This is a genomic window from Dolichospermum sp. UHCC 0406 (genome assembly GCF_009712025.1).
GTDB classification, from domain to species: Bacteria; Cyanobacteriota; Cyanobacteriia; order Cyanobacteriales; family Nostocaceae; genus Dolichospermum; species Dolichospermum lemmermannii.
On record NZ_VILA01000006.1, the window covers coordinates 156,423 to 174,840 of the forward strand.

The following is an 18,418-nucleotide window of genomic DNA, read 5'->3' on the forward strand; positions in this document are numbered from 1 at the left end:
TCGGGAATGGGCCTCAAAATTCAGAATGCAAAATCCAGAACAATGAAATTTTTAATTTTGAATCTTGACTTCCCAACTCTCCTGGGGTAAAACCCCAGACTATCTTTTGTCCCCTAGACGGCAGCCTTAGCTTTAGCCTTAGCTTGAGCTTTCTTGTTCCAGGGAGCGCCGATTAATCCCCAGGTTGGGCTGTTCAGAGCTAAATCCATGTCACGAGCGAAGATTGCGAATCCGTCGTAACCGTGATAAGGTCCGGAGTATTTATATTGCTGGTTTAATAGCTTTTAACTTCGCTATGTGTGCAGTGAGCAATGTCAGGGATAAACTATGTTTGCAGTTAACTCATTTATTTTCAGTCTAAATATAGTCTGAAAGATTCAGAGTTAAGTTTCGCGCAAAGGCGCGGAGGAGCAAAGGCGCAAAGAATGAAAGAAGAGCTATTATGGGAATTGGGGCAGGTAAATCTGCGGTTGAAGTCTGCAAAGGCTAGGGTAACAATTCGGGAATCCAATGGATGTCTGCAATTACGGGCAACTTTACCTATTAAGCCGGGAGATGAGGATAAAACTGGAAGAAGTAAAAAACAATATAATCTCAGTTTGAATATTCCGGCAAATTTACTAGGTTTGAAAACTGCGGAAGAAGAAGCTTATGAGTTAGGTAAGTTAATTGCTAGAAAAAGTTTTGTTTGGAATGATAAATATTTAGGAAATGAAGCAATTAAACAAGAGTTAATAACTATTGGTGAGTTATTAGAAAAGTTTGAGGATGAATATTTTAAAACCCATAAACGCACTACTAAAAGTGAACATACTTTTTTCTATTATTTTTCTCGCATTAAGCGTTATACAAATGCTGATGATTTGGCAATTGGGGAAGTTTTGATTAATGCGATTAATAAGATAGATAAGGAATGGGCTAAATATAATGCGGTGAGGGCTATTTCTGTATTTTGCCAACTTTTTAAAGTTGAGATTAATTTAACTAATTATTCTAAAGTTCCTGAAAGTAATTCTCGGAATGTACCTACAGATAAGGACATAGTTACGGGATTTTACAAGTTTGATGAATATCTAAATAATCGAGGTAAACAAGTTAATCAAGATGTGAAAGATAGCTGGCAACTTTGGCGGTGGACTTATGGAATGTTGGCAGTTTTTGGTTTACGTCCCCGTGAGCTTTTTGTTAATCCTCATATTCATTGGTGGTTAAGTGATGAGAATACAGATTTAACTTGGAGGGTTGATAAAGATTGTAAAACTGGTGAAAGGGAAGCTTTACCTTTATATAAGGAATGGATTGATGAATTTGATTTAAGAAATCCTAAATATTTGCAAATGTTGGCATTAGCAATTAGTAAAAAAGACCAAAATAATCATGCAGAAATCACGGCTTTAATTCAAAGGGTAAGTTGGTGGTTTAGAAAAATTGGTTTAGATTTTAAACCCTATGATTTACGTCATGGTTGGGCAATTCGAGCGCATATTTTGGGAGTTCCTATTAAGGCTGCGGCAGATAATTTGGGTCATAGTGTGCAGATTCATACAAAAACTTATCAACGTTGGTTTTCTTTGGATATGCGGAAGTTGGCAATTAATCAGGCTTTGAGTAAACGGAATGAGGTAGAGTTGATTAAGGATGAAAATACCGGTTTGAAAATGGAGAATGAACGGTTGAAGATTGAGGTGGAGAAGTTGAGAATGGAAATGGTTTATAAACGGAGTTAAGTTTGGTTAACCAAGAATATTATTTTTGTGATGTGTGGTATAACTGGTCAATGAATAATTATCTCAACCACCTAGCCAAAAAAATGCTATGATTAGTCAATGGGTAAATTAAGTAAATTAATTAAATATCTTCTTTCTCGCCCTCCTGAAGCCAGATTTGAAGAGATTAGTTATGTTCTTGAAGCTTTTGGATATCAGGAAACTAGAGTAAGAGGAAGTCATCACGCTTTTGAAAATGATCAAGGAGAAGTAATTATTATTCCCAAAAAAGGGGGTAAAAAAGTTAAACGAACGTATATTGAAGAAACGATTAGATTACTAGATTTGGAAAACTGGAAAGATGAAAACTAATTCTCGACTTGAGCTTCAATCTTTAGACGATTATCTTTCTTTAAAATATCCGATGTCTATTTATCCAGAAGATGATGGAGGATATACAGTAATTATTCCTGATTTACCAGGTTGTATAAGTCAGGGAGAAACTTTAGAGGAAGCGATAGAAAATATTAATGAAGCTAGAGAGTTATGGATAGAAACTGTTTATTGTAGTGGTAAAAAACAAATTCCTTTACCTTCTAAACTAATTTCTATAATTAATTCGTGAACAACCATCAAAAATTTTATCCAAACTGCTGACAACATAATCAACCAGGAGATCAGTCTATGGAAAGTATGAAAATTAAAACACACATTGGTAATGATAAAATTCTCAAAATTGAACTTCCTGATGAATTTGCCAATGAAGAATTAGAAATAGTAATTGTATTTCAACGTATTGCAGAAAAATCATTACAATCTGCAACCAAAACGCCGGAAGAATTAGGATATTCTCGTAGGTTTTTGGCAGAAGTTATAGGTAGTTGGGAAGGTGAAATGATTGAACGTCCAGAACAGCTTCATTTTGAAGAACGGGAGAAAATTCAATCGCCTATCTCTTAGATACAAATGCCTGTATTCAAAATACTCCTAATATACACAATTCAGGTAACTTATATATTACATCATTTGTCAGAATCAGGATATCCAGGATTTTAGGATTTACAGGATGTGATTGATTATTTTTTTAAATAATGTTAGGTTGTATTGTTGCTTAACCCAAGTTACAGACTAATCCTCATATTGATTGGTGGTTAAGTGTATATTTTTGTTAAGGTATAATAGGATAACTTAGTCCTGTGTTATACTATGTTAATCTAACATTAGATAGAAACAATTAATCATGCAAATTATGATTGCAGTTAATCTTAATATATTACATCTAAAACTGATAACAATATCAAGACTTTTTGTGGCTTTGATTCTCATTTATTTAAATTTAATTATTTCCAAGCCTTGTTTTTCCTTGCCAGGGGACAGCATTCAAAAATCAATCAAACATATTAACAGAAATCACCTTGGAGAAGGGTTGATTTTCAAGCCATTTTATATTAATTCTATCCTAGTTCATTATGAAGCTATAACTCAGTTTCAAGGTAATAATGTCAAGATAATTGTTGGTGAAAAAGTCTCTGAAACTATACAAAAGAATTACAGTGAAGCAGTTTTTATCGAAAACTCATCAATTGGAAAATCTCTGAGCAAAAAAGGATATAATTTAAGACGAGATCAAGCAGTTAATGAACTTATTAGCCGTATTTGGGGTGAAGCAATTAGCCAAGACTTTATTAATTCTCGATTTATAGACCGTTATTATGAAAATGGTAGACATCGCACTACATATCAAGGGAAAAAATTTGGTTATATTGCATACTATGCTGATTATGGTGATCGTTTTTTCCGATTTGATATTTATTCTTTGAAGGATTGGGAAACCTTTCGTATACCAGGTGAATTTGAGGAAAGAGTCAAATAAAGAGGGTTTGTTGAAAATCATGATATACTACCTGGTAAGATATATTATTCTTTATATCCTCAATGCTTTATTTAGTATAATGTTTTTGCCAAAATAGTAATTGCAATTTTCCAAATAGCAAATGATGATGAACAAATAAAACCAACAATATGCTAGAAAAACTAATCCTTCATAATTTCAAAAGCCATAAATCAACAGAACTCAATTTTGATAATTCCCGATTACATGGAATTGTAGGAAAAAACAGTGCTGGTAAAACAACAGTCCTCCAAGCATTGCATAATCTAAGTAGGCTTGCTGCTTCACCATTTAAAAATATTTTTCAGTATGATAAATCACCTGAATTTCTCACAACAATGGGGGAAAGAAATATGTCTGTTACTGCTAGTGGTTTTTGGGGTTACAAAAATCGCCAAAATTGGCAATCTGCCTATAATTGGAAACAAGAAAATAATGATTATTGGCATCCCACAGCATCATGGAAAATAAATGGGAAAGAAAATGCTTTAGAAGGATGGTTAAGTTCTTTAAGTGATTCTCCAGATGCAATTCGCAAATCTTTAAGACATACTGTTTACCTAAAATTAATTGCCAGCAACCTTGCCAAAGCAGCTTACAGTGAAGAAATTACGCCAAGAGTTGAATTTGACGGATCAGGATTAGCACCTACCTTAGATTTTCTGCGTGATGAAGCTCCAGATAAATTTCAATTAATAGAAGAAAAGCTGAGTCGAATTGTCCCAAATGTCCGCAAAGTTGGCATAAAACGAGCAAAAGTTCCAGTCATTCGCAAACGTTTAATCGAAGTAGATGGTAAATCTATTTCCTATGAAGAAACTCAGGAAATGACAGGACAAGAGGTGGTACTAGACATGAATACAGGTGAACGTATTCCAGCCCATGCAATTAGCGAAGGAACAATGTTAACTTTAGGATTATTAACTGTACTAATGAATCCTAATCAACCTAATTTAGTTTTATTAGATGATGTGGAACAGGGACTTCATCCTCAAGCACAACGAGAGTTAATGACTGTTTTTAAAGAAATCATTGCCGAAAATCCCAACCTGCAAATTATTTTCTCTACTCATTCCCCTTATATTATTGATGCACTTGCTCCTTCTCAAGTTCACATATTAAATAACAGTAAATCAGGTTTTACAATTGCTAAACGTTTGGATGAACATCCTGATGTAGAATGGGCAAAGGAAACCTTGACAACTGGTGAATTTTGGGATGCTGAAGGTGAAGATTGGGTAACAGAAGGAGAAGTCTGTGATTGAGTTTATTGTCATAGTTGAAAGTGGTGCAGATGCCAGAACAGCTACTAAATTAGCCGAGCGAGTTTTACAAGAAAAATTCGATTGGTTAGATGATGATAGTCTTCAATATCATTTTCAGTGGACTGGGTTAGAGGAAGGAACACAACATTCTTGTTGGAGAGACATTAGAAAAATAATTGATGATGCAAAATCACAAATAAAATATAAACATTCTAGATTTATAGGTCATCATAGTAAGAGTGTGCCTTTAAAAGCTGATGGAGCAGCATCTATTAAAGTTCTTAATTTGGTACGTTTTCTGCAAAGAATACGACAGATTAAAGCTGTTTTATTTATCCGTGATTTAGATAATCAACCGGAACGTAAAGAAGGAATTGAACAAGCACGTTCAGAACATATTAATAAAACGCCGAAATTAGAAATTGTCATTGGTGCTGCTGATCCAAAACGTGAAGCATGGGTTTTAAATGGCTTTATTCCATCTAATCAACAAGAGAAACAAATTATAGAAGAAATTAAAAATAAATTGAGTTTTGATCCTTCCATAGAGTCTCACAGATTACGTGCTACTTCAGAGAAAGAACCTGAACGAATCAGAAATGTAAAAGTAGTAGTTGAACAACTTACAGGAAACGATATGGAACGGGAAAAGCTATGTTGGGAAAAGACAAAATTAAAACATCTACGAGAAAGAGGAGTTCATACAGGTTTGACAGATTATATCTGTGAAGTCGAGGAACGATTAGCTGCAATTATTGTGTCTGATTAAGAACTATTTTTTGTCAGTTGCTATAATCAAAACAAACTTGAAAAAATCATGATATGATAGCCATTCCCCAACAACCAGCAAAAATGACCATTGAGGAATATCTCCCATGGGAACTTGACCAGGATATTCGCTATGAATACATCAACGGTGAAGTTTTTGCCATGACTGGTGGTACAATCCCCCATAATGATATTGCTCTAAATCTTTACAGACCTCTATATTCTCATCTTCGTCCTAGTGGTTGTCGAGTCAATGTGTCAGATGTGAAAGTGCAAGTTACCCCTAAAAGCCCATACTTCTATCCTGATCTTATTGTCAGTTGTCACCCTGAAGACATCAATGCCCGTAAATTTATCCAAAATCCTAAATTAATTATTGAAGTTCTTTCTCCTGGTACAAGCGGTAGAGATAGAGGGGAAAAATTTAGATATTATTTAACAATACCCAGTTTACAAGAATATATCTTGATTGATTCTGAAAAAATCTCCGTTGAACGTTATTGTCGAGGAGAAGGAAGATTATGGCTTTATTATCAATATACAATAGGAGACATAATCACCTTCTCAAGTATTGCATTTGAATTTCCCATAGAAATGCTTTATGATGGTGTAGGATTGGAAACAGAAACATAAAATCACATTTCCCAAATAAATCAGATTAATGTCACCTAAAATTTAATCCCTTATTAAAATTATGACAAAGCGGAAAAAAAGCAATCTTCAATGGATTAAAGAAACCCTAGAATTAAGCCCAGATCATCGCTGGGAAGGACCTGATGATTATAAAATTTTTGTAGCTGGGAGGGGTGCGGTTCGCTTCAATGTTCCCCAAAATTGGGTATTTGAACCACAAGAAAAATCTTTCAAGTTCATGGACAAAAAACCACCTGATGATGATTGTTGTTTAGAGGTATCTTACAATCATTTACCCCCGAATGACTGGACACTGTTTCCCCTTAAACACACTTTGAAGAAAATCATGGAAGATGATAGCCGTGATGTGATTGAAAGAGGAGAAGTAATTACTGTTAAGCGACAAACAGCCCGGATTATGTGGTGTCAAATTAAATTTATTGACACTCAAACTGAACCCAGAGAAGCTTTTTCTCGGACTTGTGTGGGTTTGGGTTCAAATATTCAATGTTTAATTACCTTTGATTATTGGGCAGATCAAGCAGAGCAATTAATACCGATTTGGGATGAAGTCATGCGGAGTTTGACACTAGGATTATATATCAGAGATCCGAGAACTGGTTTAGCTTTTCCTGATTAGAATGCCGAAAAAACAACCTCAGCTTGATACGAGTGGAGGTTGTTGATTTGACAGTAGGTAATGCGGATTTGGGTTAATTGCGGATTTTGGTGAACATTATTTTCAATATTTTAGGTAAACTAGAAGCGACAAACCAACCCACTACAAAGATTAGTAATTCAATATTCATGGCAAATCCCACCGCAACTCTAGAAACTTCCCTTGGTACGATTACTCTTGAGCTATTCACCGATGTTATGCCCATAACGGCGGGAAATTTCATCAAATTGGCCAAAAGTGGGTTTTATGATGGTCTGCATTTCCACCGTGTAATTAAAAATTTCATGGTGCAGTTTGGTTGTCCCTACAGCAAAGATCCTAGCTCTCCTCGTGCAGGAACTGGTAATGGTCCTGATGGGTGTATTCAAGATGAGCATCCTGAAGACGGGAAACTTTCTAACGAACCAGGAACTCTATCTATGGCTAATACGGGAAGACCTAATAGTGGCAGTTGCCAGTTTTTCATCAACACTGTCCACAATCACTATCTGGATTGGTTTACACCTGGTCAATCTAAGCATCCTGTTTTCGGTCGAGTTACTGAAGGGATGGATGTATTAAAAGCCATTGAAACTACTCCCACAGGATCAGGCGATCGCCCCAAAACACCTGTTAAAATGATCAAAGTGACTATCAACGAATAAACTCAAGGATTAGTGCGGAGGTTTCTCCGCACACCGCTATCTTCAGGCAAAATCCCCTGTTTCCCATGCAAGAACTCCACAGAAAAACTAATCCGATCAAACAAACTAACTTTGAGTTTCTTCTTCAGTAAAAATAGGAGGCCATAATTCAGAAACGGCTAATTCCCAACCGGGAAAAAGTTCTGGTAAAGTTAAAATATCGCCATTATTTAAAATAGTTGGTTCACCTTGATGACGATAAACTGTAACAGTTTCCTCATCAGGATCAATTAAAATTCCCATCACAGCACCTAATTTGATCAAGTTGAGAATTTTAGTAACTAAAGGTTTAATTCTATCACTTTGAGATTTAATTTCTACTACTAAATCTGGCACAAGTTCGCCAAAATAACGGGGACTTTGACGCAGACGTGCAGCCCGCACAAAAGAAACATCTGGTGCGGTGAGGTTGCTATCAGGTAAAATGAAACCACCAGCAGAATCAAATACTCTTCCTAAACGACGAGGATAAACCCAATTAGCTAATAGCCGACTAAAAAGAATACCAACTTCACTAGATACAATATCCGATGGACCCACGATAGAAATTCTCCCGTTTGTTAATTCAACATCGTAATCTAAACCAGCTTCACTAAAAGCGGTTTGGACTTGTTCTACATCTTTAATTGTCATAATTAACATAAAATCATCCTCCTAATATACAAAGTTGGGGTAATGAAAACAAACACAATTGGATTTTAGATTTCATTAAATTGTATCTGGATCAATATTTAATTCTCTCAATTTTGCGGCTAACCTTTGGGATTTTTCATTTGATATTTTCGCCTTTTCTGCTGCCATTGCTGCTCTTGTAGCTTCCATCTCTGCGCTTTCTTCCGGTGTAGGAACTAAAACTCCTGATGATGTAAAATATCTTAATAAACCCTCATGAATCCCCAAATATAACCCCAATTCTTCACTCCATAAATGTCCTTTTTTGTTAGGTTCTAAGGGTTGATATTTGCCACTGATTAAATTAAATCCTGCAAATTCCAATGTATAAGGATCAAACCAAAAATAATCAGGTGTACGGAAAGTATCTTGATAAAGTATTTTTTTAGTTTCTCTATCAGTTTTAGCTGTGGTTGGTGAAAGAATTTCGACAATGACATGAGGATATTTGCCATTTTCTTCCCACACTACCCAACTTTTTCTAGTTTTTCGTTCTGTTCCTAAAACTACGAAAAAATCTGGACCCCTCACATCTTCTGATTTTTTTTGATGAGGACTATAGTAAATACTCAGATTTCCGACAGCGTAAAAATCTGTTCTGTCTTTCCATAACCACTCTAAACATTTGAAAAGAAGAATAATTTGACGTAAATGCAGTTCTGTTTCCACGGGAGGTTCATCACTATATAGGTCACTGGGTGGAAAAATGATATCTTCTGATATATCTTCTAAGGCGTTTGGTTGTAATTCCAGTGCTTGAGTAATCATCATGTATGATACCAAGTAATTATTGATTTATTGTAGCATTAATTGTCAATTACTTTCACTGAATTATCGCAAATCTCTTAAACATTTGCCATAGCTTTTTGCCGTCATCCACGCGATCTAAAAATTGCTCGACCAAAAGGAACTTACCTTAAGAACAAGCCCCATATCTCATCAACCGCCTTGTCACTCGTTAAGCAGAAAATTAACACACATTGAAATGGCTAATCCTAGATCATTAAATGGTAGCATAGATGATTACTTATGGTAACTATTTATAGTAACTATTGGACTGAGTTGGCACAAGGTTGTTAAATATTGTTGAGACGTTTTTTAACTTCCCCTTTGATATTTCCTGTTAGTATGCATACCAACCCCTTTAAACAATTACAAGCCAATCTTTCTGTAACCGCTGCTACTATAGCCTTGTTGGTTACTGCGCCATCAATGGCTCATGGTCAAGTTAATAGTACCACCACTAAGCCGACCTCATCAAATTCTAAGACATCAGTAGTTAATATATCCATTACTGAGGCTGAAGTGCTGGCTGCTCAAAAAGCCTGGGGTGAAGCACTGGTTTCCATCAGTACCACCTATGATGAAAAGGGGATAGCCGCTGCTAGAGCATTGGCTGACAATATAATAGATAAAGCATATGCTTATCAATCGGGATTGGTGTTGTTCAAGCCAACCTTGACAACTGGAGACCAGACCTTCCGCACGACACACAAAGGAGCTTTGTCTTATTTTGTGGGTGGTGATTCCTCCTTCCCTAAAGATACTGGTTTTGCTCTCAAAGGATGGCGAAAGGTGGAAATTCGCAACGCTGGTATTTTTATTCTTGGTAATACTGCTACCACTATGGGTAATGTTTCCATAACTGATAAAACAGGTAAAGTCACAACGGTAGATAAAACCTGGCAGTTTGTTAGAGGTGGTGATGGTAAATTGCGTATTATTCTACACCATTCTTCTCTGCCCTATAGTCCAAAATAAATATGAAATAGACCCCCGACTTCTTAGAGAAGTCGGGGATATGAAATAACTCTAATCGCATTAAAATAAGGTTGTTAATTTGACGGTAATTAATTGTCTGAATCAGGATTTCCAGGATGAAGGATTCGGTGGTTAATTCGAGCGATCGCTCTGGTTGTCTGAATCAGGATTTCCAGGATTTTAGGATTTACGGGATGAGGTATTCGGTGGTTAATTGTCTGAATCAGGATTTCCAGGATTTCAGGATTTACAGGATGAGGTTGCTAATTTGACGGTGATTAATTGGTGAGCGATCGCTGTGGTACATTGTCTGATAGCGTAGCGTGGCGCAAGCCATATCAGGATTTCCAGGATTTCAGGATTTACAGGATGAGGTATTCGGTGGTTAATTGTCTGAATCAGGATTTCCAGGATTTCAGGATTTACAGGATGAGGTTGCTAATTTGACGGTGATTAATTGGTGAGCGATCGCTGTGGTCAATTGTCTGATAACTTACAGGATGTGATTTATCATTTTAAGCGATCGCTTTCTAGTATCAAACATTAATTATTTAAAAGCTTCAATCTGATCCAAATAAATATTAATTAACTGATGATCAGCCACTAAAATTTCAATTTCTGGCCAAACTCTGGATTTGCTGCAAATTGAATACAAGCATAAATATCTTCTCGTTGTAGAGAGGGGTACTCTTCCAGAATTTCCTCAATTGAATCACCAGCGCCTAAAAACTCCATAATTGTTTGTACAGAAATTCGAGTATTAGTAATAATAGGTCGTCCATTGCAAATATCTGGATGAATAGTTATTCTACTTTCCATTTTGTTTACTGTTTGTCGTTACTAATTAATTGTAGCATTTATCTGATAGCGTGGCGCAAGCTATATGAGGATTTTCAGGATGTGATTTATCATCGCTTAGATACCCGACTTCTTAGAGAAGTCGGGTATCTGAAATAACTCTAATCAGACCAAAACAGGTTGCTAATTTGAGGATAATTAGTTGCTCAGTTGAAACGGATCATTTTCCGCTGGGTCTGCCACTTTCGTTTCTTGCTTTATCAAAGCGTCTTTGACTTTCATTAGATACTACTACGAATCTGTAATATGTATTTGCCAATTTTAAGCATCCTTTGTGTTTTAGTGTATTTGGAGTAAACAATGTATTACAAGTGTTTTGCATATCCTTGAGAAACACTTTATCGCAAGATGCTTTGGGGGCTTCTGAATATGAGTAGCACGTATCATGTGAGTTACATGCATCTGTAAATTTGAAGTCGGGCACACCCGTACAACCATCTGCTTCAGCTTGAGCTGGTAGCACGTTAACTAAAGTTAAACCAAAGACAGTAGATACAGTAATGGCAGAAACAGCGATCGCAGATGATATGATCTTATTCATGTCAATTCCCCCGTTTAAATAACGTACAAATTCTTATTGGGACTAAATGTAGATAAATATGAAATTCACTACCCGACCCACAATAAATTACGATAGTGATCAAACATACTTACTTTAATATGCCCAAAAGAAGATGTAAAGCCCTCAAAGGTATGTGGAAGTAATATAAAAGTCTTTAAACGTAATATTGTGTCACCCATAAAAATCTTCATAAACGCTATTAGTCAAAAATTTATCTCTTACACCAAACCCGCAAAGGGGGTTTTGTCTGTGTAGCCGTGACTTCCAGTCGCCAGGCTAACAAGTTTACAACCAGCGCAGATGATTTTTACCTATGTAGTTTCGCTAGAAGACGTATTAAAAGCATGATAGAATATCAAAAAGTCTTGACTTGAAGGGGGGGAGTAGTGTTAAATATTGAAGAGATAATTGAAATTGCAGATAACCAAGTCTTTGAGCATCAAGGACAGCATCTCAATGATTTACAAAGAGCTATCCTAGAAGGGACACTACAGGGTAGAACTTACGCAGATATCGCCAAGGAACACCAACACAGCGAAAAATACATCAAGGATAGCGCCAGTAAACTGTGGAAATCCTTATCTCAAGCAGTTGGAAAAAAAGTTAATAAATTTAATGTCAAGTCAACTTTAGGTAAATGTAGTTTCTCTTCAACTAATATTTTCAAAGGAATACAAATCAATAGTGGTAATATATTTAAAGAATCTGCACCATCATCAGAAAATGATGAAATGATCCATAAACAAGAACAGATAACCTCTCATTTAGACTTAAAAGATGCACCTGAAATCGGTGATTTTTATGGACGGAAAGTAGAATTATCATTACTACAACAAAAAATCCTCCAAGGAAAATGTAATTTAATAACCTTACTGGGTATTAAAGGTATTGGAAAAACTGCTTTAGCTTTAAAATTAGTTGATCATATCAAAGAAAGTTTTGAGTTCGTTATTTATAAAAGTTTAAAATCTCTACCCAGTTTAACACAACTAATCACAGAGATAATTTACCTTAATGATCAGCTTATTCCAGATAATTCACCTCATCAACTTTCACAATTTAAAAAAGCCATAGAAAAACACTCTTATCTGATTATCATTGACGATGTTAACTATATTTTTTCAAAGCATCAAGTATCAGGTAAATATCAACCAGGATATGAAGAATACGGGAATCTATTTAAATTATTATCAACAACCAAACATCGAAGTTGTCTAATTATTAATAGTAGTGAAGAAATTCGTCAATTATCTAAATCACAAAATGATCATAGTCATGTTTTCACCCTGGAATTATTGGGATTAGATGATGATGGTGTAAACATTCTTAAAAAATTTGGCTTGAAAAATGAGGAAAATTATCGAAAATTGCTGAATATTTATCAAGGAACTCCCCAATATTTACAAATAATTGGTTATCTTATTCAAGAATTATTTGCAGGTGACACCAATAAATTTTTGCAGCTAGATCAACCTTTTTTAGATATTGAATTAACGGCTTTTTTAGAGCAAAGTTTAGATATCTTACCAGCATCAGAAATAGAATTACTGCATTTTATAGCTAGTCAAAAAGGGTCAGTTTTACTAAGTGAACTGGAAAATAGTTATCAGGTTTATGAGCCAATAGTTAGTAGTATTCAATCCCTAAAAAGGCGTTTCCTTCTTTCTACTCAACAGATAAATGCAGAAGTGAGTTTAGAGATTTCATCTCTGATTAGGAAATTTTACCACAAACTAGATCCCCGACTTCTTTGAGAAGTCGGGGATCTAAATGGGATCTAAATTAAATTGTATCTGGATCAATATTTAATTCTCGCAACTTTGCTGCTAACCGTTGAGCTTTTTCATCAAACATTGCTGCTCTTTGGGCTTCAATTGTTGCTCTTTGGGCTTCAATTGTTGCTCTTTGGGTTTCAATTGCTGCTCTTTGGGTTTCAAATTCTGCACTTTCTTCCGGTGTAGGAACTAAAGATCCAGTAGATGTAAAATACCTTAATAAACCCTGAACAATTCCTAAATATAAACCTAATTCTTGACTCCATAAATGTCCCTTTTCATTGGGTTCTACAGGTTGATATTTACCATGTATTAAATAAAAACCTGCAAATTCTAAAGTATAGGGATCAAACCAAAAATACTCAGGTGTGCGGAAAGTATCTTGATAAAGTTCTTTTTTAGTTTCTCTATCAGTTTTAGCTGTGGTTGGTGAGAGAATTTCCACAATCAGGTTAGGATATTTACCATTTTCTTCCCACACTACCCAACTTTTTCTAGTTTTCCGTTCTGTTCCTAAAACTACGAAAAAATCTGGACCTCTCACATCTTCTGATTTCTTTTGATGAGGACTATAGTAAATACTCAGATTTCCAACAGCATAAAAATCAGTTCTCTCTTTCCATAACCATTTGAGAGATTTTATTAAGAGCATTATTTGTTCGAGATGCAGTTCTGTTTCCACGGGAGGTTCATCACTATATAGGTCACTGGGGGGGAAAATGATATCTTCTGATATATCTTCTAAGATGTTAGGTTGTAATTCCAGTGCTTGAGTAATCATCATGATATGATACCAAGTAATTATTTGTTTATTGTAGCATTAATTGTCTGAAATGGCTAACGCCACGCTTCGCTATCAGGATATCCAGGATTTTAGGATTTACAGAATTTTATTTATCATTTATGATGATTGTTACTTGAGTTTGGACTAAAATAAAATTGATATCCAATTATTAACATCAAAATGGAAGTTCTTCAACTTACAACGATAGTGGATTCATCAGGTCATTTGCATCTTGACATTCCCACACAACTTGATCCGGGAGAAGTAAGTATTGTGCTGGTAATTAATCCAGTTGTCCCATCTAAAGATCAAAATCTCAAGTATGATTTTTCTGATTTGGTAGGACGGTTAAATTGGCAAGGAGATGCAGTAGTGATGCAAAGGACATTAAGAGATGAATGGTAATCGCTATGTGCTAGATACGAATGCGATCATTGCCCTGTTACAAGGTAATACCCAACTTATTCAATTACTTCAAAATGCTAATTGGATTGGGATTTCGATTATTAGCCAGATTGAATTTTTGGTTTTTTCTGGGCTAACCCAAAGCGATCTCCAACTTTTTCAACAATTTATTCAGCGAGTGGAAATTGTTGGTTTGGCAGCAGGTGATCCGGTATTAGTTGACAAGATTATCGAAATTCGTCAGCAATATCGGTTAAAATTACCTGATGCAGTAATTGCTGCAATAACAATCCAAAATTCAGCAAGCTTAGTGACTGCTGATCAAGAATTTGCAAAGATCAACAGTTTGAAGATCATTAATTGGTAGCGATCGCCTCGCCTCCTATAATTATTATTAGCTATTCATTATGTTTGCTATTGCTTGTTCAAATTCATCGCATTCTTGTATTAGTCTATCAACTATTTTACAGAAATAATTAATATCAATTAAGCTCATTTCTGCGTTATGAATAATTGAAAAAATCTGCTTATTTGCTATTTCTTTTATAGACCAAAAACCAAATTTATAACCTGCATTTTTTTTAAGAAGTAACGTAGATAACCTATGCGGTATATCATCTATATCATCCAATTTTAAGCTACTTGGACAAGAAAATTCAAGAGTTGAATCGTATTTAATAATAAATACAGTTTGTGTGCTGCCTGAATCCATATTAAATCTCAGGATAGCTATTGTATCATCAATACTATAAAGATTCCAGCCAACAGTTTGGCAGAAATTCTGTATTGTTGATCGAAATTTGAATGAAGATAATAAGTCTTTATCAATAGCCATTGGTTCATCTCCTAAATTAACGGTTTTAGTAGTAGTTAGCATCATCCATTCTCTTCCCCCACAAACTTGACATTCAGAAGGTTTCATCAGAGATACAACTTCACAGCCACAACTTTTACATTTGTATGTTTTTTTCATGGAAGTTAAAAATTCATAATTAACTTATTTTTGGCATCTTTATTTTTAGGTAAAGTACCATTATTATAAAGATATTTAATCTGTTGCTGTACTTGAGTTATTTGAGGTCTTTTTTCAGGACTTAAAATTAACATTTTTCCTATGAGATGACGCACTTCTATATCCAGTGGAGTTTGAATCATAGTTCCCCGTAATTTACTTTTACTCTGTGGTAATGGTAATTCAAGTTTTTTTCCATCTAGAACTGCTTCATGGGCATAAGTATAGCTTCCTGATAAAAATGGACGACTACCGGTCCAATATTCACATAAAATTAACCCCAAGGAAAAAATATCAGATTTCTTGTTTGGTGCTGGTGTTTCTCCATTTGTAGAAATATGTTTAGCAAACTCAGGTGAATAATATACTGGATCACCTACTAAAAATTCCACTGCTATTGATTCTCCTTTAATAATACTGCTATCAAAATCAATAATTTTGGCAACTTGTTTTCCTTCCCATTCTTGAATTAGGATATTATCTGGTTTCAAATCAAGATGAACAATGCCATTGTCATGTAAGATATTAAGCCCTCCTACCGCTGTTAGCATGACAAATAAACGCTTTTTTGGTTCTAATGTATGTATGACTTTTGATAAAGAGCTAGTATCTACTTTTTGACAAACTTTAAAGAAATGTTCACCATTTTCATTACCATATTTAAAAAAGTCTACCGTGACAACAACTGAACCACCAGCACCACAAGCAGATAGTGCTTCTTGAATTAGTAATTGTTTCATAGCAAATTTATCGCATTGATCACGTCTTTTCTGTTTACCTTTTTCACTTCCTGGTGCTTTATCTCCTGGATATACGGGACTCAGAAATTTTTTCACAAAATACTCATTACCATCATTTATATTTACAGCAAAACCCCATTGACATTGCCCACCATTCGCGCTGTCAAATTCACGGGTTACTAAATATTTATCAGCAATTAGATCACCTGTTTTATAAGACATTGATTAATATCTCCTATTATTTAATTTATTCAAAATACTTTGATGTTTTTTGTTTGCTTTTCGTTCCATTCGACAATCTGAACGCAAATCTAATTTCAAGAGTGTTTCTAAACTATTTAATGCAGCGTTAAACTCGCCTTCTATTTCTTGTAACCTTGCCATAAAATAGTAAATCGAAGGTTTTTTGCCATAAGGTAAAATTGAACTACTATTAATTATACGTAGACAGAACTGAATTGCTGTATTGGCTGGCTGACATTGCTCAACCCTTGATTGAATAAGAGAAGCAACAAAAAACTCTAAGTGCTGATCAAAATCCGTAGAATTTACATATTTTTCCGAACCTTCACATTTAAAAAAGTCCTCATAAAATTCAACCGATTTTCTCCAATCTTTTAATTTATAGTAAATTCCACCTAAAATTTGATATGCTTCTACAAATATTTCCATTGACTTTTCTGGTGGACGGTTAATAACTTCTTTAATATGAAAGGCAGCATCAGTTAAAAATTGATTTTTCTTTTGATAATTATACTCTTTTTCTGCTAATTCATAGTAAATTAATCCTAATAGATATTTAGGATTAATTTCGTCTGGTCTTATTTGTAAAGCCTGGTTACATAATTTTCGCGCTTCTTGAAACTGAGAATGTTCATAACAATAGTTAGCACGATCATAAAGCTTTTTAACTTCTTCATCTGCTTTTTGTTTAGACAATTCGTTAAATTGTTCAAACAGGTTATTTGTACTTGGATTTGCAATAGCTATACCCGTATTTCTCACGAATAATGTAATCGTAATTTGTATAACCCGGATAGAGAATCGGTTTCAGGCATTTTTTACGGGGTTGACTTTTGATATAGTGTGAAACTCCAGAATCCAGATTTTATAAGGGTTTGAGAATTTTGGTGAGAAATCCGGGTATAGTAACTGGTGTAACTGGTATATAAGATTTATCTTCTATACCAGTTACATGAGAAATAGGTGGAATATCTTGAATAAATTGTAGATAATATTCATAATCAATTCTATAATTTTCCCATAGCTTTTTTAAGCTATCATAGTTATTTGTATCAGCAATAAAGTTACTTTGGAGATATTTTAATCGCTCTTGATAAGATTTTTTAAGATGTTTTATTACATTAAAACCAGCCGCATAAATAATTAAAGAAACATCATCTTGTTTAATTTCGGTATATTTTTGATCAATTAATTCTCTCCAATTAGTATCTTCTATTTTATCACCTTCTGAATTTAAAAGTGTTTCTAGTAACAATTTTTCAAACTCCCAAGGAGCAGAAAAATACTGAAAACAACCATCAGTACAAGCTAGAAAACAGCCAGCTTCTTCAAATCTATAATTCTGAAAATGGATTTGCCATTTGGGATTAATATCAGCAGTTAAATATTGGGACATAGGTGGATCTTGTCTGAGCATTTCAAAGGCATCTTTGGAAGTTACTAAATCATCCTTAGTTAATTGCTGTAATCCTTTAGTGGGACTAAGAAAATAAATTCGTGAATCTCCCATCCAAGCTAAATTAGCTTCAAAAATTTTATCCTGAGTTTGTTGTTTAGGAATACTAGCTAAGGCAATTGTTGTGCAAAGTTTATGCTCTATTAAAGAACCTTTAAGCCGAGATGAAGTGGTTCGCATATTATTATCATCTGCGGCTTTTTTTAGTGCTTGACAAATTTTTTTTTGTAATTCTATAGCATTTTCTGAAGTTATCTTACCATTCCATTGTTTGAAAAATTCTTTACTAATTTTCGATGCTATTTCTGAAGCAATCCGTCCTCCAGTTTGACCACCATAACCAGCAGAACGACCTCCTAAACCATCAAATACTCCCATCAAATAAATTTGTGTTCGTTCAAAATATTCGATTAGGTTATCATCTTCACCTTTATTTTCAGCTACTTCTAAATTTACTACGAACTGAAATTTTGTCATAACCATTACTAAAGTCCTTGTTGAAGTTTTTATTTTAATTAAGAAACT

The 18,418-nt window shown here is 34.6% G+C and carries 23 protein-coding genes and 1 pseudogene; 14 read left to right on the forward strand and 10 right to left on the reverse strand.

The annotated features are described in order from the left end of the window. Positions 1–113 precede the first annotated feature (113 nt). Positions 114–266: pseudogene (locus FJR09_RS26115) on the reverse strand (nitrogenase molybdenum-iron protein alpha chain); the annotation flags it as partial. A gap of 159 nt (positions 267–425) precedes the next feature. On the opposite strand from FJR09_RS26115, the gene FJR09_RS06870 reads away from it, so the two are divergent. The 10 genes from FJR09_RS06870 (at position 426) to FJR09_RS06915 (ending at position 7,586) form a co-directional block, all read left to right on the forward strand. Then, positions 426–1,727, forward strand: coding sequence for a site-specific integrase (locus FJR09_RS06870; RefSeq protein WP_168653628.1), 1,302 nt, complete (start codon positions 426–428; stop codon positions 1,725–1,727). Positions 1,728–1,826: 99 nt separating this feature from the next. Next, positions 1,827–2,078 carry a type II toxin-antitoxin system HicA family toxin gene (locus tag FJR09_RS06875; RefSeq protein ID WP_168653629.1) on the forward strand — a complete coding sequence of 84 codons (252 nt, stop codon included), beginning with the start codon at positions 1,827–1,829 and terminating at the stop codon, positions 2,076–2,078. After that, a complete protein-coding gene (locus tag FJR09_RS06880) occupies positions 2,068–2,331 on the forward strand; it encodes a type II toxin-antitoxin system HicB family antitoxin (protein ID WP_148762499.1) in 264 nt (87 codons plus the stop codon). Before FJR09_RS06875 ends, FJR09_RS06880 begins: the two co-directional genes overlap by 11 nt. 59 nt (positions 2,332–2,390) lie before the next feature. Continuing rightward, positions 2,391–2,666 carry a hypothetical protein gene (locus FJR09_RS06885; RefSeq protein ID WP_168653630.1) on the forward strand — a complete coding sequence of 92 codons (276 nt, stop codon included), beginning with the start codon at positions 2,391–2,393 and terminating at the stop codon, positions 2,664–2,666. A gap of 280 nt (positions 2,667–2,946) precedes the next feature. Further along, entirely contained in the window at positions 2,947–3,579 is a 633-nt protein-coding gene (locus tag FJR09_RS06890; protein WP_168653631.1) for a hypothetical protein, read from the forward strand. Positions 3,580–3,728: 149 nt separating this feature from the next. Next, a complete protein-coding gene (locus FJR09_RS06895) occupies positions 3,729–4,862 on the forward strand; it encodes an AAA family ATPase (RefSeq protein ID WP_168653632.1) in 1,134 nt (377 codons plus the stop codon). Further along, positions 4,855–5,631, forward strand: a complete 777-nt coding sequence (locus FJR09_RS06900) for a hypothetical protein (protein WP_168653633.1) — start codon at positions 4,855–4,857, stop codon at positions 5,629–5,631. Before FJR09_RS06895 ends, FJR09_RS06900 begins: the two co-directional genes overlap by 8 nt. 53 nt (positions 5,632–5,684) lie before the next feature. Next, positions 5,685–6,263, forward strand: coding sequence for a Uma2 family endonuclease (locus tag FJR09_RS06905; protein ID WP_015081321.1), 579 nt, complete (start codon positions 5,685–5,687; stop codon positions 6,261–6,263). Between the two features lie 61 nt (positions 6,264–6,324). Further along, a complete protein-coding gene (locus FJR09_RS06910; protein ID WP_015081320.1) occupies positions 6,325–6,903 on the forward strand; it encodes a hypothetical protein in 579 nt (192 codons plus the stop codon). Between the two features lie 89 nt (positions 6,904–6,992). After that, positions 6,993–7,586 carry a peptidylprolyl isomerase gene (locus tag FJR09_RS06915; RefSeq protein ID WP_371416433.1) on the forward strand — a complete coding sequence of 198 codons (594 nt, stop codon included), beginning with the start codon at positions 6,993–6,995 and terminating at the stop codon, positions 7,584–7,586. 105 nt (positions 7,587–7,691) lie between these two features. Here the strand turns inward: FJR09_RS06915 and FJR09_RS06920 are convergent, their stop codons facing one another. Beyond that, a complete protein-coding gene (locus tag FJR09_RS06920; protein WP_015081318.1) occupies positions 7,692–8,267 on the reverse strand; it encodes a Uma2 family endonuclease in 576 nt (191 codons plus the stop codon). 66 nt (positions 8,268–8,333) lie between these two features. Then, on the reverse strand, positions 8,334–9,068 hold the full coding sequence (locus tag FJR09_RS06925; RefSeq protein WP_168650766.1) for a Uma2 family endonuclease: 735 nt from the start codon (positions 9,066–9,068) through the stop codon (positions 8,334–8,336). 357 nt (positions 9,069–9,425) lie between these two features. On the opposite strand from FJR09_RS06925, the gene FJR09_RS06930 reads away from it, so the two are divergent. After that, entirely contained in the window at positions 9,426–10,058 is a 633-nt protein-coding gene (locus FJR09_RS06930) for a hypothetical protein (protein WP_015081316.1), read from the forward strand. 603 nt (positions 10,059–10,661) lie between these two features. Here the strand turns inward: FJR09_RS06930 and FJR09_RS06935 are convergent. Both FJR09_RS06935 and FJR09_RS06940 read right to left on the reverse strand, forming a co-directional pair. Next, positions 10,662–10,877, reverse strand: a complete 216-nt coding sequence (locus FJR09_RS06935; RefSeq protein ID WP_015081315.1) for a DUF433 domain-containing protein — start codon at positions 10,875–10,877, stop codon at positions 10,662–10,664. Between the two features lie 199 nt (positions 10,878–11,076). Continuing rightward, positions 11,077–11,457, reverse strand: a complete 381-nt coding sequence (locus FJR09_RS06940; RefSeq protein WP_168653634.1) for a phospholipase A2 — start codon at positions 11,455–11,457, stop codon at positions 11,077–11,079. Positions 11,458–11,864: 407 nt separating this feature from the next. Here FJR09_RS06940 and FJR09_RS06945 point away from each other — a divergent pair, with 407 nt between their 5' ends. Further along, positions 11,865–13,232, forward strand: a complete 1,368-nt coding sequence (locus FJR09_RS06945; RefSeq protein WP_168653635.1) for an NB-ARC domain-containing protein — start codon at positions 11,865–11,867, stop codon at positions 13,230–13,232. A gap of 28 nt (positions 13,233–13,260) precedes the next feature. On the opposite strand, the gene FJR09_RS06950 is transcribed toward FJR09_RS06945, so the two are convergent. Further along, entirely contained in the window at positions 13,261–14,037 is a 777-nt protein-coding gene (locus FJR09_RS06950) for a Uma2 family endonuclease (protein WP_015081313.1), read from the reverse strand. Between the two features lie 180 nt (positions 14,038–14,217). Between FJR09_RS06950 and FJR09_RS06955 the strand changes: the two genes are divergently transcribed. Both FJR09_RS06955 and FJR09_RS06960 read left to right on the forward strand, forming a co-directional pair. After that, the gene (locus FJR09_RS06955) at positions 14,218–14,442 is read left to right on the forward strand and encodes a hypothetical protein (RefSeq protein WP_015081312.1); all 225 of its coding nucleotides are present in this window, start codon (positions 14,218–14,220) and stop codon (positions 14,440–14,442) included. Continuing rightward, positions 14,432–14,809 carry a type II toxin-antitoxin system VapC family toxin gene (locus FJR09_RS06960; RefSeq protein WP_015081311.1) on the forward strand — a complete coding sequence of 126 codons (378 nt, stop codon included), beginning with the start codon at positions 14,432–14,434 and terminating at the stop codon, positions 14,807–14,809. Before FJR09_RS06955 ends, FJR09_RS06960 begins: the two co-directional genes overlap by 11 nt. Positions 14,810–14,836: 27 nt before the next feature. Here FJR09_RS06960 and FJR09_RS06965 read toward each other — a convergent pair whose 3' ends face one another. The 4 genes from FJR09_RS06965 to FJR09_RS06980 all read right to left on the reverse strand — a co-directional run bounded on the left by FJR09_RS06965 (position 14,837) and on the right by FJR09_RS06980 (position 18,370). Continuing rightward, positions 14,837–15,415 carry a hypothetical protein gene (locus FJR09_RS06965; RefSeq protein ID WP_015081310.1) on the reverse strand — a complete coding sequence of 193 codons (579 nt, stop codon included), beginning with the start codon at positions 15,413–15,415 and terminating at the stop codon, positions 14,837–14,839. A gap of 5 nt (positions 15,416–15,420) precedes the next feature. After that, on the reverse strand, positions 15,421–16,416 hold the full coding sequence (locus FJR09_RS06970; protein WP_168653636.1) for a protein kinase: 996 nt from the start codon (positions 16,414–16,416) through the stop codon (positions 15,421–15,423). A 3-nt stretch (positions 16,417–16,419) separates the two neighbouring features. Further along, positions 16,420–17,199 (reverse strand): lipopolysaccharide assembly protein LapB, encoded by a 780-nt coding sequence (locus FJR09_RS06975; protein WP_174782919.1) that lies wholly within the window; start codon positions 17,197–17,199, stop codon positions 16,420–16,422. 103 nt (positions 17,200–17,302) lie between these two features. Next, entirely contained in the window at positions 17,303–18,370 is a 1,068-nt protein-coding gene (locus FJR09_RS06980) for a PP2C family serine/threonine-protein phosphatase (protein WP_254433050.1), read from the reverse strand. Between the last annotated feature and the right edge of the window lie 48 nt (positions 18,371–18,418).